Here is a 16,328-nt window from a genome sequence, read left to right on the forward strand (position 1 = left end):
GAGCCGCGCCCGGCCCTGGAAACTCACTAGTCGGTATACATCAGCTCCCGCGCGGCGGCCGGCGCCATTGCCGGGATGCCGCAGGCGACCAGAACCGCCGCCGCCCGGCCGCCCGCCAGGGCATAGGCGACGTCGCGATGGATCAGCGTGTGCACGATGGCGCCTTCCAGCAGGATCATGACCTGCCGGCCGACCAGGTCGGGATCCGCAACGCCGCCCGCCGTCAGCTCCTCCACCAGCCAGGCCTCGAACCGCTTCTTGTGATCGGCGGCCATCACCACGGCAGGATGGCCGGGCTGGCCGGCCATCTCCAGCGCCGCCCGGGTAAAGCCGCAGCCCCGCCATCCGGGCCGCTTCGCAGAATTGGCCAGAGCCGTGAACATCGCCAGGATCCGATCCGGCAAGGGCCGGTCGTCGGGCCCCAGCCAGCTGCGGTACCGCTCCACCGTCGGCGCATCGCGCGCGGCCAGATAGGCGGCGATCAGCGCATCCTTGCTGTCGAAATGATAGTACAGCGTCCGCTTGGTGACCCCGGCCCGCGCGGCGATCGCATCCACGCTGACACTGCGCAGACCCTGTTCATAAAACAGGGCTTCGGCGGCTTCGATGATGGTGGTGCGGGTGGCGTTTTCCAACGTTTCGAAAGCCTTCCGTTGATGGGCGCGACATGGGGTATCCGCCAGGCTGCTAAAGCAACGCCAACCGCGCCATCAGGGCGGGGTTGGACCAGTTCGGGCGGCGTTCCTCGAAGGTGACGCGCAGGCCGCCCGAGGTGGCGTCGAGCAGCAGGACCAGCTGGAGGAAGCGGGGCATGACCTCGCTGCCGAGATCGGCGACGACGGCGGCGGCGGCCGCTTCGGGGAGCGGCCAGGGGGTGGCGGCGAGGTGGGTCATATAGGTGTCGAGCGCGTGGCGCGGCAGGACCAGGCGGTCGGGCACGTAGCGCAGGCGCCACAGCACCTCGGCGGGGGGGCCGTCTTCCGAGAAGCGCAGCTTCAGCCGGCCGCGATGTTCGACCAGATAGTCATGGGCGATCGCGGGGTTGTCGGCGGTGACGAGATGCGCGCGCCGTTCCCCCACCGCCTGCCAACGGCGGTCGAGCGGGCTGATCGGGTGCTCCGGGTCACTGCCCGGCGGGGTGTCGTCGGCGGACATTGCGGCGGATCTCGTCAAGGCCGGCCGCGGATGGGCCGGGTTCGTGATCATAGCGTGATCGGGCGGGTCATGCGACCACGCCGCTGCCATCCGGGCGCGGCGCCGGGCGTGCATGGGCCGGCAGACGCATCGGCGGTTCGGTCCGGACAGTGAGACCGCCTTGCAGCCCCGACACCGCGAGCACATCACCCATCACCTGCGCCAGTGCCGCGGCGGTGCCGGACGGCAGGGGGCGGGCGGTGCGCATCACCATGTCCACCCGGCCGGGGGCCGCCAGGCCGTCGAGCTGGATGTCACCCAACCGGCTGAGCCTGGTTTCGACCACGAAACGGCAGATGCCGTCCCCGCGCCCGCCACCTTCTGCCGCGCCGTCGTCGTCGCGGCGGGGCTGATGGATGTGGATCTGCACCGGGATGACCGTTGCATTGGCCCAGCTCGGGATCTGGACGCTGCGCCATTCGCCGCCGGCCGTCTGGCCGGCGGAGGTCTGCGCGCTGCGGCCGGCGCCGTCGAAATCCGACAGCACGGCGCGGGCGGTGTCGGCTGCGTCCAGCTGGTCCAGTTCCTCGGCCAGCTTGTCAGCGGCCGCAGGCCGGCTGCCCGAAAGCACCTGTTTCAGCAGCACCATCAGATTGGCGGCGAAATCGCGGCCGGGGGTGGGCAGCACCGGCGCGAGCAGGCGTTCGGCCGCGGCCGGATGCAGGGTGGCGATCAGCCGTGCGGCATCGGCCAGCGACTGCCAGTCGCCAGGCGCGGACATTCCGGGACGCGGTATTGCAGGCATCATGCCGGGGGCGGCGCCGCTGCGGCCGGCGGGCGGGGTTTCGGGGGCCACCACCACCGCCAGCCGCGTGCCCGGCGGCGGCAGCGGCCCGGGCCGATCGATCGACAACAGGCCAAGGGCGGTGGAGACCAGCATCCGGCCATTGCCGTCCCGCCCCAGAACCACGCCGGTCACGCGGCTCGCCTCGGGGCCGTGTTCCGGGGCGGGGCGGACGGGTGGGGCGTCGTCGGCAGGGGAACGGGCGCTGCGGCCCGCTTCGGCCAGGATCAGCGCGCGGGTGCGCTGTGCCAGATCGCGGGCGCCGGCCAGATCCTCGCCGGCCGCTACCGGGTCGGGGGCCTCCGTCGATGTCGGGTCCGCCGGCATCGGAGATGTGGGGGCTGCTTGCGCGGTTGTGCCCTCGGCGGATGTAACCGGGAAGATCGTGGCCTGAGAGGGCGGTGCCGGGGCGGTGGGAGATGCGGGCGCCGCTGTTGCAAGGCCGGCCGGTGCCGGCCCCCAAAGCGGCCGTGCCACCGGTGCGGCCCCATCCTCCGCCGGCCCGGCGCCCAGCTGGATGTTGAGCGGCTGGAAGGCCGATGTCTGCGGCGGGGCCGGGCGCGGCGCGGCTGAATCGGGCAGGCGGGGCTGCGGTGCCGGCCCCTGCGCTGCCGTCTGGTATGCCGCCGGTTCTGCGAGCGGCGTGGCGGCACCGGCCGTCGGCGCCGCTGCCGGCCAGGCCGGTGCTACCGAGGCTGGCGTCGGGCGGGCCGGATTGCGACCGGAGATTGCGACCTCGGGCGGTCGCGGGGTGGACAGAATGGCAGGGTCGGTCGCACCGGGCCGGGGTGTATCGGCCGATGCGCCTGTGGGCATGCCTGCGGGCAGAGGCCGTTGATCGGGCAGGGGCCGGGCGGGCGTGTCGGCCGGCGTCGCGGCAACAGGCCGCGGTTCTGGGACGGCAGGGCGCAGGGCGGCATCGACGGGGGGCGGTGTGGCAGCCGCGGCGGCGGTCGTTCCGCCAGCGACCATTCCGGTGGCCGCCCCTCCGGTGGTCGCCCCTCCGACGGTCGGCGTTGCGATGGTCGGCGCTGCGGTGCCCGGCGTTCCGGCGGCGGGGACTCCCGGGGCGGAGGCCGCAACCGTCGGGCCCTGCACGGCGGGCGATGTCCGGCCGGTGGAGGGTGGGGCCGCGCCCTCTGCGGCCTCTGGTGCGGGCGGTACGGGCGGTGCCGGGGCGCCCGCAGCCGTGCCGGTCGACGGCTGTGATGCGGCGGGTGCCGGGCGCGGGGGGGCCTCGGCCGCTGCCACGGCCGGCCGGCCGGATGCCCGCGGCTGCGGGTCCGGCGCGGCCTCGGTTGGCCATGCGGTGGTCGGGGGTGCGGAGGTGGCGGGAGAGGGCGTTCCGGCGGTGCGGAATGCCGCATCCGGTACCTCATCGGCCGCTGCCGCTACGGGTGTGCCCCGGGTCGGAGAGGCCGGTGACGGAAAGGTTGGGGTGCCGCCGCGGGGACCCTCCGGCTCCGGCGCCAGCCCTGCGGTGGAGCTTCCGGCGGACGCCGGAGCAGGGGGCGATGCCGGGGGCGGTGACGGTGCCCATGACGGCGTCGCGGGGGGCGCCGACGCCCAGGGATGCGGGCCGGCGGCCGGCGTCGGCGGCCGGCCATCGGACGGAACCGGGGCCGGGCTGTAGGGTGGGGCCGTGTCCGGTATCGGATTGGCCTGCCGTCCCGCAGTCGGTGCGGCGGCGCTCTGTTGTGGGACGGCCTGCTGTGGGATGGGCGGCTGTGGTGGGACGGGCGGCTGCCAGGCGCCGGCCTGCGCCGGGCCGGCGGGCAGGCCGGGTGTCACCGTGCCGGTTGCCGCTGTCCGGGGGGATGGCGTGGCGGGCGACGGAGCAGCCGCGTCGGGGAAGGCCTGCGGTATCCAGGGCGTAGCGGCGGGGGCCGATGCCCCGGCCGGGGCCGGCATCACCGTCGGAGCGCCGGTTCCGACCTGGGGCCAGGCTGCGGGCGGTGGCGTGCCGCCGGCGGCAATGGAGGCCATGCGGTCCGGCATGACAGGGGCCGTTGTTGGTGCGGCGCCGGTCGAAGACGGCTCGGCCAAAGCCCGCCAGGGCGTTGCCGGCTGGTTCGATGGCCCCGGGGCCGGAGTTCCCCGGGGGGATGTCGTATCCTGAGCGGGGGGAAGAGTGGCCCCCCGGTCGGCCGGCGCGGGTGCGGCTGCAGGCAGTTCCACCGAAAGCAGGGTCAGCCCGGTGCCGGCCGGCGCACGGGCGGCCCATTCCACCAGCCGCGCGACCGGGTCAACGCCGGTCGGCTGTGGCCGGAGCGTCCCGCCGGCGGTGCCGGCTGGGTCGGTTGCGGCCGGGCCGGGCAGTGGTGGCGACAGGCGGAGTGCCAGCAGGGCGCGGTCGCCCCGGGGAGCCGTGGATATGTCGGCCGCCTCCGGATCGGGGGCCGGCAGGCCCATCGTCTCGACGATTGTGCGGCCTGCGGCATCAAGCAGGGTGACCGGCACCCGGCCGCGATGATCGGGCAGACGGCCGACCGAGGCATGATCCACCCGCGCCAGAAGCCCGTCATCGGCAAGCAGGCCGGCGGCGAAAGAAGGGAGGGAGGCGGCCGGCGGCGCGGCCCGTCCGGAGGCCGGGGCGGTGGACGAGGGCGGTGGCGGCGCGCCCGCGTTTGCGGTGCCTTCGCGCGGTGCCGGGGTCAGGGCCAGCTGGCCGAGCGGGGTACGGACCAGCGGCCGGCCCGATTCGTCGCGGCCGCGCAGCACCACCGGCAGGGCGATCCGGCCGGCAGTGTCTTCGGGCGGGGTCGGCTGACGGGCCTCGGAACCGGTGGCCGTGGCTGCGCTGCGGGCGGTGCCGTCCGGGCCGGCGAGACGGGCATCCCCGGCCCGGCCGCTCTCGGCCCCCTGGGGCGCGCTGCCCTGTGTTCCGGTGGTGCCCGGCTGGCGGATGGTCCGGCCATCGCTGGTGGTCGTGGTGCGGCCGTTCTGGCTGCGGGGGTCGGGCAACGGTGCTTCCCCGGGGCGGCGGGGAAGCTGGCCGGGCTGCTGATCGCCGGCGGCCGGGTTGCGGCCGCCGCTTGCATCGCTCTGCACGGCGCCATCCTGCCGGCCACCCGGCCGGCCCGCGACGCCTGCCGTGTTGGCGGGCGGCTGGCCCTGATCCGCTGCACGCCGCTGGCCTGCGCCGTCTCGTCCTCCCGCGCCCTCTCGTCCGCCGGCCGGGCGGCCGTCGACGGAGGTGCGGATCAGGGCGGCAGGGATGGCAGGCGGGATGATCTCGACCATGGCGTCCCGGGCAGATGCGAGGATGACCCGGCAGATTTTGCCGGGTCAGGGCAGATCTTGCCGGGTGCCACGCAAGTTTCGTGCAGGAAACGCCCCCGTCAGATGGCGAGATCGCCGGCGATCTTGTCGACGTCCATCGCCGCCGGGGCGTTGGGGTGGCGGATGGTCAGCGGCGTCTGGCGGCGGATGGCCTCGCGCACCAGCTTGTCCCGCCGCACGATGCCGGCCAGTTTGGGCGCAACGCCCAGGAAGTTCTGGGCGGCGTTGCGCAACGTCTCGTAGGTGCGGAAGCCGCCGGCCTGGCTGTCGGCCATGTTGACCACGATCCGCTGATCGGCTTCGGGATTGTCGCGCAGCATCGCCTTCACGAAGGCATAGGCATCGGTGATCGAGGTCGGCTCGTCGGTGGTGACAACCAGCGCGGTGCCGGCGGTGGCGGCCAGCGCACGCACGGACTGGTCGAGCCCGGCGGCAAGATCGATCAGTACGGTATCATACTGGCGTGCGGCCTGCACGATGCCGAGGCGCAGCATGGCCACCCGTTCCGCCGGCAGCCGGCCGAGAGAGCCGGAGCCGGATCGGCCGGGCAGGATGTCGAAGCCGCCGGCCTCGTAGCTGCTGATCGCCTCGGCGAAGCCGATCCGGCCGGTGACGACACCCGCCAGATCCGAGGGCGGCGTCAGCCCCAGCTGGACGTCGACATTGGCAAGGCCCAGATCGCCGTCGAACAGCAGCACCCGCCGCCCGCGGCGGGCAAGCGCGCCGGCGAGCGTGATCGAAAACCACGTCTTGCCGACGCCCCCCTTGCCGGAGGCGATGGCGACGACGTTGCGGGCGCGCAGCTTCGCGGCGGGATGTATGTGAACCGAACGGTCGACGTTCATGGGCGGATCTCGGCGTCTCGGTCGAGCTTGGCGGGGCGGAGGTTCAGCGGATCTCTAAGCAAGAGTTGCGCCAACCCGGTCGCGCTCAACGGGTTCAGTCCTTCGGAAACATGAGCGGTCACGCTGGCCTCCGACAGCCGGACGCGTGCCGCGGCGGCGGCGCAGATCACTGCGCCCAACCGCCGGGCACCGTCGAGCCGGGTGCAGATCGCCCGTCTGGGATGCAGCACCGAGAAGGCCGCCCCCTGGTCTGCTGCCTCGAACGGGTCGATCCCGGCCGGCAGCACCAGCACGGGTTCCAGTTCGGCCGCATCGATCAGGGTGGCGAGTTCCTCGGTTTCTTCGGTAAAGAAAGGATTCACACCGGCGGTATCGACCAGCAGGGTCATCGGCTCGCCCGCCGCCTCGGCCCGGGCACGGGCGGCGACGCGGGCCAGTTCCCGCGACGAACCGGCGACCAGCAGGTCGATGCCGAGCAGGCCGGTATAGGCCGCCAGCTGTTCCACCCCGCCGGCCCGGATGGTGTCGGCCGTCACCACCGTCAGCCGCCGGCCTTGCGTCAGGGCGCGGGCGGCGAGCTTGGCGACGGTCACGGTCTTGCCGGCGCCGGCAAGACCGATCAGCGCCAGCGCCTGCGGCCGGCCGGCCGTACGGCCCAGCGGGTCGAAGCCCACAACCCGGTCCAGCGCCTGGGCCAGCGCCCGGTCCGGGGCTTCCCCCGCCCGCAGCCGTTCGCGGACCATGGCCAGCAGCCGCCGGCCGGTCTGGCCGCCGATGCCATGGAAGGCCAGTGCCCGTTCGATCTGGGCGAGTTCGGGCGAGACCGCCTTTGCCGCCGCCTCAGGATCCTCTTCGGCCGCTGCCGCTTCCCGCCGGGCGGTGGCGGCGGCGGCCGGCGTGATCGAGGCGGTTTCCTCACGCTCGAATTCCAGCTCGATCTCGTCGTCCACATCGTCGCGGGGCGTGCGAAGCTGCGGCCGCGCCGGTGCCGTAACGGGCGGGAGAGCGGGGGCGGGCACCACGGGCGGAACGGGTCTGGGCCCGCTGCGCAGCGGCATTTCGGCGGCGCCCGGGCGACGGCGGCCCGCGGCGGCGCGGCGTTCGGCCAGCACCGCTTCTGCGGCCGGCACCGCTGCCGGGGCGGCAACCGATGTCCGCGCGGCGCCGTCCACGGCGGCGGTGACCACGACGCCGCGACCGTCTTCGGCGGGCACGCTGGCAACGATGATCGCATCCTCGCCCAGAACCTTGCGGACCTCGGCGAGCGCCTGCGCCATGTTGCGGGCCTGGAAGGTCTTCAGCCGCATGGCCACACCTCCCGGCGCCGGTCAACTTCCGCCCCGCGCCCACCAGCCCGGTCACCGGCCGGGGCACCGGCCCGGGTGATCCCTGCGGTGATCGCTGCCCGAAGGCGTCGGGGCTGAGGCGTCGACAGCAAACTCATCAGATCTGGGCCACCGTTCGGATGCGGGCGCGGGAGTCGATTTCGTTCTGGGACATGACCACGGTCATCGGCCGGAAGCGCTCGATGATTGAACGGACATAGGGTCTGATCATAGGGCTGGTCAACAGCACCGGTGTCTCACCCAGCATGGCCTGGCGCTCGAAGCTCTGGCGGACCCGCGAAATGAACTCCTGAAGCTTCGTCGGCGCCATGGCCAGCTGTTTCTCGTCGCCCTGGCCGACCAGGCTTTCGGCGAAGGCGTGCTCCCAGTCGGGCGAGAGCGTCACGATCGGCACATAGCCCTGTTCCGAGATGACCGACGCGCAGATCTGGCGGGCCAGGCGGGCGCGGACATGTTCCGTGATCAGCATGGCCGACTGGGTATAGCTGCAGGCTTCCGACACGCCTTCCAGAATGGTCGGCAGGTCGCGGATCGAGATGCGTTCGCGCAGCAGGTTCTGCAGCACCCGTTGCAGCCCGCCCACCGTGATCTGGCTGGGCACGATTTCGGCCACCGTCTTCTGGTGATCGGGGCCCAGATCGTCGAGCAGCTTCTGGGTCTCCAGGCGCGACAGCAGTTCGGGCATGTACTCTTTCACCATCTCGGTCAGATGGGTGGTGAGCACGGTTGCCGGATCGACCACGGTCAGGCCGCGGAAATGCGCCTCCTCGCGCCGGGTCTCGTCGACCCATTTCGCGGGCAGGCCGAAAGTGGGCTCGGTGGTCTCTTCGCCGGGCAGCGAGATCGGCTCGCCGCGCGGATCCATCACCAGAAGCATGGCGGGCCGCAGCTCGCCGCGCCCGGCCTCGATCTCCTTCACCCGAAGGACATAGGTGTTGGCAGGCAGCTGCATGTTGTCCTGGATGCGCACCGCCGGCATCACGAAGCCCAGATCACCGGCGATCTGGCGGCGCAGCGCCTTGATCTGTTCGGTCAGCCGGTGCCCGCGCTCTTCCGAGATCAGCGGCAGCAGGCCATAGCCCAGCTCGATGCGCACCAGGTCGATGTGCAGCGCCGAGGAAATCGGCTCGTCCATCGGCACCGCCGGCGGCGGCAGTTCTGCCTCGGCGGCTTCAACCGCCAGGCGCTGGCCGCGCTTCATCAGCCGCCAGGTCATGAAACCCAGCACGATCGCGAAGCCCCAGAAGGGCACGGTCGGGATGCCGGGCAGCAGCCCCATGAACAGCAGCAGGCCGGCGGCGACGCCCAGCGCCTTGGGATAGCGGCCCAGCTGGCCGATGATCGCCTGGTCGGCGGTGCCGATGACGCCGGATTTGGTGACCAGCAGGCCGGCGCCGGTGGAAATCAGCAGGGCCGGGATCTGCGAAACCAGACCGTCGCCGACGGTCAGCAGGGTGTAGCTGCGCAGCGCTTCGTCGAAGCTGATGCCCTGCTGCACCGTGCCGATGATGATGCCGCCGACCACGTTGATCACGGTGATCAGCAGGCCGGCGATGGCGTCACCGCGCACGAACTTCGCGGCACCGTCCATGGCACCGAAGAAGGTGCTTTCGTCTTCCAGTTCCTTGCGCCGGGTGCGGGCGGTCGCCTCGTCGATCAGCCCGGCGGAGAGGTCGGCGTCGATGGCCATCTGCTTGCCGGGCATGGCGTCCAGGCTGAAGCGGGCCGACACTTCGGCGATGCGGCCCGAGCCCTTGGTGATGACCACGAAATTGATCAGCACCAGGATGATGAAGACCACCACGCCGATCAGGAAGTTGCCGCCCATCACGAACTGGCCGAAGGCCTCGATCACCTGGCCGGCCGCCGCCGTGCCTTCATGGCCATGGCTCAGGATCAGGCGGGTCGAGGCGATGTTCAACGCCAGGCGGAACATCGTCGAGACCAGAAGGATTGTCGGGAACGAACTGAAATCCAGGGGTTTCTGGATGAACAGCGTGATCAGCAGGATCACCACCGACAGGCTGATCGACATCGACAGCAGCAGGTCGAGCGTCCAGGTCGGCACCGGAAAGATCATGACGATCAGGATGCCGAGCATGCCCAGCGCGACGACCAGATCGGCGCTGCCGAGCATGGCGCCCAGCCGGCCGAGCAGACCGCCGCCACCGCCGCCCGGGCCGCCGCCCTGCGGCATGCCGCCGGGGCCGCGTCCGGTTACGGGTGTCGGAAGACCGCCTCGTTCAGCCATCGGTAGCAGTCCTGGTCATGCGTCCATCCCCCGCCACGGTGTGATCGGCCTTGATCAGCGATCATAGGCGCCGGAGCGTTCGAAGTCGCCGCCTGCCGGCGGCGGCACCGCCACGCCTTCCTCGGCATAGAGCTTCAGCTTGTTGCGCAGCGTACGGATCGAGATGCCGAGGATCGTGGCGGCATGGGTGCGGTTGCCCAGGCAGTGCTGGATGGTGTTGATGATCAGGTCGCGTTCCACCTCGGCCACGGTCCGGCCGACCAGGGCACGGGTGGCGTCCTCGTCGTCGGCGGTGACCGGTGCGGCCGGGGCCGCCGGGGCGAAGCCCGCCGGCTGGCCATAGGCCACCGGCGGCACGCCATAGGGATTGGCATAGGGGTTGTGCGAGGGCACGCTCGCCTGCGGCATGGCAGGGACGCGCTGGGGCTGGAATTCCTGACGACGGGCGGCTGCCGTCGCCAGGTTGGTGCCGTCGGCCAGCATGATCGCCTCGGCCCCGATCTCGGTGCCGCGCGCCAGCAGCACCGCCCGGTGCATGGTGTTTTCAAGCTCGCGGACATTGCCCGGCCAGTCATAGGTCAGCAGCAGGCTGCGCGCATCGGGCGACAGCGGCCGGTCGGGCAGGGCGTTGGCGGCCGCATAGCGCTGCACGAAATGATCGGCCAGCGCCGCCACATCCGAGGGCCGCTCGCGCAGTGACGGCAGGCGCAGATTGACCACGTTCAGGCGGAAATAGAGGTCTTCGCGGAAATTGCCGCGGCGGACCTCGTCTTCCAGATTGCGGTTGGAGGTGGCGATCAGGCGGATGTCGACCTTGACCGGCCGGGTGCCACCCACCCGGTCGACCTCGCGCTCCTGGATCACACGCAGCAGCTTGGCCTGCAGGCGCGGGTCCATCTCGCTGATCTCGTCCAGCAGCAGCGTGCCGCCATCGGCCTCTTCGAACTTGCCGACCCGGCGGGCCACGGCGCCGGTAAAGGCGCCCTTCTCGTGGCCGAACAGCTCGCTTTCCAGCAGGTTTTCGGGAATCGCGGCGCAGTTGACCGACACGAAGCGCTGATCGGCACGGCGGCTCTTGCGGTGCAGGAAGCGGGCCATGACCTCCTTACCCGTGCCGCTTTCACCGGTGATCAGCACGGTTGCATCGGCGGGGGCGATCTGTTCGGCCAGCGACACCACCCGTTCCATGGCCGGGTCGCGGAAGATCAGCGCATGATCTTCGGATGCCACCGCCTCCAGCACCGCCGCGATCAGCTCCGGATCCGGCGGCAGCGGGATATATTCGCGGGCCCCCGCCTTGATGGCGCGCACTGCCGCCTGGGCATCCGCCCCCACCCCGCAGGCGACGACCGAGACATGAATGCGTTCCTGTTCAAGGCTGCGGACCAGGCGACCGATGTCGAGACCGACATCGACCATCACCAGCTCTGCCCCATGGCCGGCGCGCAGATGGTCCAATGCCGCTTCCACGTCGGGAACCTGCGACACCTTGGCGCCGCGCGACACGGCAATGCGCGTCGCCGCGCCGATCTGGCCGCCCAGGGAACCGATGATCAGAAGTCGCATCTCGGGGTTACTCCTGCCGCCGTTACGCCCCGGGGGGCATCACCGGCATTCTTGAACCGGAACTCGTCGTCTTGGGGGGCCGTCCCGCATGGGCGGCGGCCCCTGGCGTCTTGGTCAGTCGTAGAACTGGATCCGCTTTGCCGGGGGCAGCATCGCGTTCAAGGTCAGCTCCAGCCGGCGGGGGTTTTCCTGCCGGCCGATCGAGGTCGCCCCCGCCAGAAAGATCTGCTTGAACATCTGCTCCTCCATGGAGTTGCGTTCCAGCTTGCCCGCCAGCGGGTTGAATACCATGTTCGCCAGCACCGCGCCGTAGAAGGTGGTGAGCAGCGCCACCGCCATTGCCGGGCCGATGGTGCTGGGATCTTCCAGATTGCCCAGCATCTGCACCAGACCCACCAGCGTGCCGATCAGCCCCATCGCCGGGGCCACCTCGGCCGACCGCTTCAGGATCTGTGCCGACTGCATATGACGGTAGGCCATCTGCGAGATGTCGCGCTTCAGGATCCGCTCCACGTCCTCCACCGGGATGCCGTCCACCACCATGCTCAACGCCCTGTGCAGGAAGGGTTCGCCTTCCAGCTGGTTCAGTGTCTGCTGCAGGCCCAGCACGCCCTTGCGCCGGGCCTGATCCGCCAGTTCCACCACCTGCATCGCTGCCTTCGACGGATCGACCGGCTTCGACACCATGGTCTTCACCAGCAGCTTCTGGGCCCGGATCACCTCGGCCAGAGAGAAGTTGACCATGGTGATGAAGAAGGTGCCGCCGATGACGATCAGGATCGACGGAACGTCGATGAAGGCGCCGACCGAGCCGCCGAGGATGATGGCCGCCGCCACCAGAAGGAAGCCGACGATAAGGCCGATGACGGTTGCGAGATCCATGAGGTCCTGGGTTCCGGTCCGGTCCGACGTGGAAGGCGGTGGGGGCGAGGGCAGGCGCTGGAGGTTGACGTCAGAAAAGAACGGTGTGCGGACCGGAAGGTCAGCCGCGGTCGGTCTTGATGATTTCGGTCATGGTCACGCCCAGCCGGTCTTCCACGACGACCACCTCGCCGCGGGCCACCAGCCGGTCGTTCACGTAGATGTCCACCGCCTCGCCGACCTTGCGGTCCAGCTCCACCACCGCGCCGCGGCCCAGCTTCAGCAGCTGGTTCACCTGCATGGTGGCCTTGCCCAGCACCGCCGAAACCTGCACCGGCACCTGATAGACGGCTTCGAGGTCGGCGGCACTGCGCGGCACGTCGGGGACCTGCTGGTCCATTTCGTCGCGCGAGCTGTCCCGGCGGCGTTCGCCGTCGAATTCTTCGAGGCTCAGATTGTCCTTGTCGTCGGCCATCGATGATCTCCGCGCCGCGGCGCCGGTTGAGGGGGAAAGAGGGACGGGGTGGGTGAAAGGAGAAGGTCAGGTGATCATTCGGACGGAGCATGCCCCGGCGTCAAGTGCTGCATGCCGGAACCGTGCCCTGGCGCCGTTGCCTCCGCCAGGGCTTCGTCGATCCTCTGCAGAATGTCCTCACGCGAGAGCACGGCCATGCCGCCCGGCCAGACCAGCCGGGCGTCGCCCGGCGCGATGCCCGGATCCGCGATCACCCGACACTGGCCCAGAACGCCTTCCTCGGCCAGCACCGGCGCCACGCGCGCACTCATCACCGCCTCGGCGGCAGGGTGGACATGCAGCACCGCCTCGCCGGTTTCGGCAATGCCGGCAATGCAATCACGCAACATGGTCTCGATCCGGTCCAGACGCTGTTCCTCGGTGCAGCCCAGCTTGACCGCGATCATGCGGGCCAGCCGGACCAGATCGGCGGTGGTCGCATCCAGCCGGTCGTGCCAGCCATGGATCGCCTCGGCCGACTGGCGTTCCAGCCGCTGGATGGCCTGCAGGGTCTGCTGTTCGATCGCAGCCATCGCCTGGGCGGCACCTGCCCGCCGGCCTTCCTCGAAGGCGGCGGCCTGTGCCGCGGCGAGCTGGGCTTCCGAGAAGGTCGGCGGCGGCGGCGGCGGCGGGGGCACGGGCGCGGCTTCGACCACCGGCTCGGGCTTCTTCTTGCGCGGCCGCCCGAAATCGATGTCGTCGTCGAAGCTGACGTCGAAGGTGAACTTCTTGTAGCCCGCCATGTCTCTGCCGTTCCTCCAGGGCCGGATGCCGTGACTGCGGATTCTCAGTAGACCAGGACGTCGTCGCCCTTGCCGTCGGCAATGACGATTTCGCCCTTGTCGGCCAGGTCCTTGGCGACCATCACCATATAGGCCTGTGCCTCGTCGACGTCGCGGAGCCTGACCGGGCCCATCGCGGCCATGTCTTCGCGCAGCATCTTGCCGGCACGTTCCGACATGTTCTGGACGAACAGCTCGCGGATCTTTTCCGAGGCGCCCTTCAGCGCCAGCGCCAGCTTGTCCTTGTCGACGACGCGCAGCACCGTCTGCACGCCGGTGGGGGCCAGATTGCCCAGATCCTCAAACGTGAACATGAGCGAGCGGATCTTCTCGGCCGAATCCTTGTTGCGACCTTCCAGCGCATCCAGGAAGCGGGACTCGGCCTGACGGTCGAGATTGTTGAAGATCTCGGCCATCATCTCGTGGGCGTCGCGGCGGCTGGTCCGGGCCAGGTTGCTCATGAACTCGGCCCTGAGCGTGCGCTCGACGCCGTCGAGCACCTCTTTCTGAACCGGCTCCATGCGCAGCATGCGCATCACCACTTCCATGGCGAAATCATCGGGCAGGGCGGCCAGGATCCGGGCGCTGTGTTCGGGCCGGACCTTGGAGAGCACCACCGCCACGGTCTGCGGATATTCGTTCTTCAGGTAATTGGCCAGGATCTGCTCGTTCACATTGCCGAGCTTGTCCCACATGGTGCGACCCGCGGGACCGCGGATCTCTTCCATGATCGCCTCGATCCGCTCCTTCTCAAGCCCTGAGGCCAGAAGCAGGCGCTCGGTGGTCTCGAACGTGCCGACCAGGGTGGAGGTGGACGAGATCTGCTCGGCGAAATCGACCAGCAGCCCCTCGACCATCTCGGACGAGACCTTGCCGAGCGAGGCCATCACCTGCGAGATCTCGCGGATCTCGTCGTCCTCCATCATGCGGAAGAGCTTGGCGGCATATTCATCGCCCAGCGCCAGCAGCAGGATGGCGGCTTTTTCGGGGCCGCCCAGCCCCCGGAGTTCACTCTTGCCACGTGCCATGGAGGCTCAATCCTCTTCCCGGATCCACGAGCGGATCACGGCCAGTGCTTCTTCGGGATGGCGGTCGACGATTTCGGCGATCTTGCGGATCGAGGACTGCCGCACCCGGCCCTCGACCTGGCTGATGTCGATCATCGCCTCGCTGCTTTCGATCGCGGCGGCCAGCGCCCGTTCGGCGGTGGGGCCGGCCAGAGCCGGAACCGGGCTGCCGTCGGGGCCGGGCAGGGCGGCCATGGGCGTGCCGTCGGGGCCGGTGATCATGGTCACGCCGCCCACGCCCGCCATGCCGCCGGCACCGGCGCCCGCACCGGCGGGCTGCGGGCCCAGCCGGCCGACCAGCGGCCGCAGCACCAGCAGGATGACCAGCAGCGCCACGATCGCCAGCACCACCATTTCGGCGATGCGCATATAGTCGCTGGTCCCAAGGCCCAGCAGCCCCGTATCGGTCACGGCTTCCTGGCTGCGGGCAAAGGGCAGGTTCACCACCTCGATCCGGTCGCCGCGCTCGTCGTCGGCACCGACGGCCGAGCGCACCAGCTGGGTCAGGCGTTCCATCTCGTCGGCGGCGCGGGGCTGATAGGTCTGGGTGCCGTCGTCGGCAGTCACATAGGTACCGTCCACCAGCACCGCGACCGACAGGCGCTTGATCGCCCCGCCCTCGCGGATCTCGTTGCGCACGGTGCGCGAGATCTCGTAATTGACCGTCTGGCCGTCGCGGTTGGACTGCGTGCGGTTGCCGCCGGCTCCCTGGCCCTGCTGGGCGTCGGGGATGTTGTTGGCGGCAGTGACCGCGTCGTCGCCGGCTTCGGTCGACAGTTCGTTTTCGCGATTCACCTGGCGCGAGCGGATGACCTGGCCGTCGGGGTCGAAGGTCTCCTGCGAGATGGTGACCCGGTTGTGGTCGATTTCGGCATGGACTTCGACCTGCACCCGGCCGGGGCCGACCGATTCCTCGATCAGACGGGTGACCTGGGCACGCAGCTGGCTTTCGACGTTCTGGCGGGTCTCTTCGGCGGCGGTGAGGGCAGCGCCCGGCGCGCCTTCGGTGCCGCCGTCGCCGCGGGCGAGCAGGGTGCCGCGATCATCCGCGATCGCCACCCGTTCCGGCCGCAGCCCCGGCACCGCGGCCGCGACCAGCTGCTGGATGGCCCGCACCTGGCCCTGGGTCAGGCTGCGGCCACCCTTGGGGCTGACCACGATCGAGGCGGTGGGTTCGGCCTGATTGCGGGAGAACAGCTCCCGCCGCGGCAGCACGATGTGGACCCGTGCGGCCGACACCGCATCGATGGTCATGATCGTGCGCTGCAGTTCGCCTTCCAGCGCGCGGACCAGGTTGACGTTCTGGGCAAAATCGGTGGTGCCGAGGCCTTCGGAGCGGTCGAAGATTTCGTAGCCGATCGACCCGCCCTTGGGCAGGCCACCTTCGGCCAGGGTGAGGCGCAGACGGGGAATCTGGTCCTGCGGCACCATGATCCGGCGGCCGTCGGGGCTGAGCGTATAGGGCACGCCCGCCTGTTCCAGCTCGGCCACGACCGAGGCCGCATCTGCGGTGTCGAGGTCGCCATAGAGCAGGCCCATGGTCGGGCTGCCCAGCCGGGTGGCCAGGAAGACCGCGAAGATCAGCAGACCGCCCGCCACGGCACCCAGTGCCGCAAGCCGTGCCGGCCCCAATCCTTTCAGTGCCTGCATCCAGGCCTTCAGCGTATCCGCCATGAGACCCGTTCCACTCCGTCTCGCAATGCCCCGACCGGGGCGCCCGACGATTCTTCCGGCCCGACGATCCGTCTTCGCCCGACACCTCTCTTCGCACGACGCCCGATCCCCGTCCAGGGATCGGCACGCACGAAAAAGCCGGGCGATGCATGGCACCGCCCA

General features: G+C 70.5%; 12 protein-coding genes. All 12 read right to left on the reverse strand.

Annotated features, from left to right (window positions below; all coding sequences use genetic code 11):
- Positions 1-26 precede the first annotated feature (26 nt).
- Positions 27-635, reverse strand: a complete 609-nt coding sequence (locus tag P7L68_RS14180) for a TetR/AcrR family transcriptional regulator (RefSeq protein ID WP_372006279.1) — start codon at positions 633-635, stop codon at positions 27-29.
- Between the two features lie 52 nt (positions 636-687).
- A complete protein-coding gene (locus tag P7L68_RS14185) occupies positions 688-1,155 on the reverse strand; it encodes a hypothetical protein (RefSeq protein WP_372006280.1) in 468 nt (155 codons plus the stop codon).
- 67 nt (positions 1,156-1,222) lie between these two features.
- Positions 1,223-5,221: a hypothetical protein gene (locus P7L68_RS14190; protein WP_372006281.1), complete on the reverse strand. Its 3,999-nt coding sequence runs from the start codon at positions 5,219-5,221 to the stop codon at positions 1,223-1,225.
- Between the two features lie 98 nt (positions 5,222-5,319).
- Positions 5,320-6,105 carry a MinD/ParA family protein gene (locus tag P7L68_RS14195; protein WP_372006282.1) on the reverse strand — a complete coding sequence of 262 codons (786 nt, stop codon included), beginning with the start codon at positions 6,103-6,105 and terminating at the stop codon, positions 5,320-5,322.
- Positions 6,102-7,412 carry a hypothetical protein gene (locus tag P7L68_RS14200; RefSeq protein WP_372006283.1) on the reverse strand — a complete coding sequence of 437 codons (1,311 nt, stop codon included), beginning with the start codon at positions 7,410-7,412 and terminating at the stop codon, positions 6,102-6,104. The genes P7L68_RS14195 and P7L68_RS14200 overlap by 4 nt, the downstream gene beginning before the upstream one ends.
- A 136-nt stretch (positions 7,413-7,548) precedes the next feature.
- Positions 7,549-9,702, reverse strand: a complete 2,154-nt coding sequence (gene flhA / locus P7L68_RS14205) for a flagellar biosynthesis protein FlhA (RefSeq protein WP_372006284.1) — start codon at positions 9,700-9,702, stop codon at positions 7,549-7,551.
- Positions 9,703-9,756: 54 nt separating this feature from the next.
- Positions 9,757-11,268 (reverse strand): sigma-54-dependent transcriptional regulator, encoded by a 1,512-nt coding sequence (locus tag P7L68_RS14210; protein WP_372006285.1) that lies wholly within the window; start codon positions 11,266-11,268, stop codon positions 9,757-9,759.
- A gap of 114 nt (positions 11,269-11,382) precedes the next feature.
- Entirely contained in the window at positions 11,383-12,150 is a 768-nt protein-coding gene (locus tag P7L68_RS14215; protein WP_296719358.1) for a motility protein A, read from the reverse strand.
- Between the two features lie 100 nt (positions 12,151-12,250).
- Positions 12,251-12,604 carry a flagellar motor switch protein FliN gene (fliN, locus tag P7L68_RS14220; protein WP_296719361.1) on the reverse strand — a complete coding sequence of 118 codons (354 nt, stop codon included), beginning with the start codon at positions 12,602-12,604 and terminating at the stop codon, positions 12,251-12,253.
- A gap of 74 nt (positions 12,605-12,678) precedes the next feature.
- Positions 12,679-13,386: a hypothetical protein gene (locus tag P7L68_RS14225; RefSeq protein WP_372006286.1), complete on the reverse strand. Its 708-nt coding sequence runs from the start codon at positions 13,384-13,386 to the stop codon at positions 12,679-12,681.
- 44 nt (positions 13,387-13,430) lie between these two features.
- Entirely contained in the window at positions 13,431-14,453 is a 1,023-nt protein-coding gene (fliG, locus tag P7L68_RS14230; RefSeq protein WP_014744763.1) for a flagellar motor switch protein FliG, read from the reverse strand.
- Between the two features lie 6 nt (positions 14,454-14,459).
- Positions 14,460-16,166, reverse strand: a complete 1,707-nt coding sequence (gene fliF, locus P7L68_RS14235) for a flagellar basal-body MS-ring/collar protein FliF (protein ID WP_372006287.1) — start codon at positions 16,164-16,166, stop codon at positions 14,460-14,462.
- Between the last annotated feature and the right edge of the window lie 162 nt (positions 16,167-16,328).

It is taken from the genome of Tistrella mobilis (assembly GCF_041468085.1).
Classification (GTDB): domain Bacteria; phylum Pseudomonadota; class Alphaproteobacteria; order Tistrellales; family Tistrellaceae; genus Tistrella; species Tistrella mobilis_A.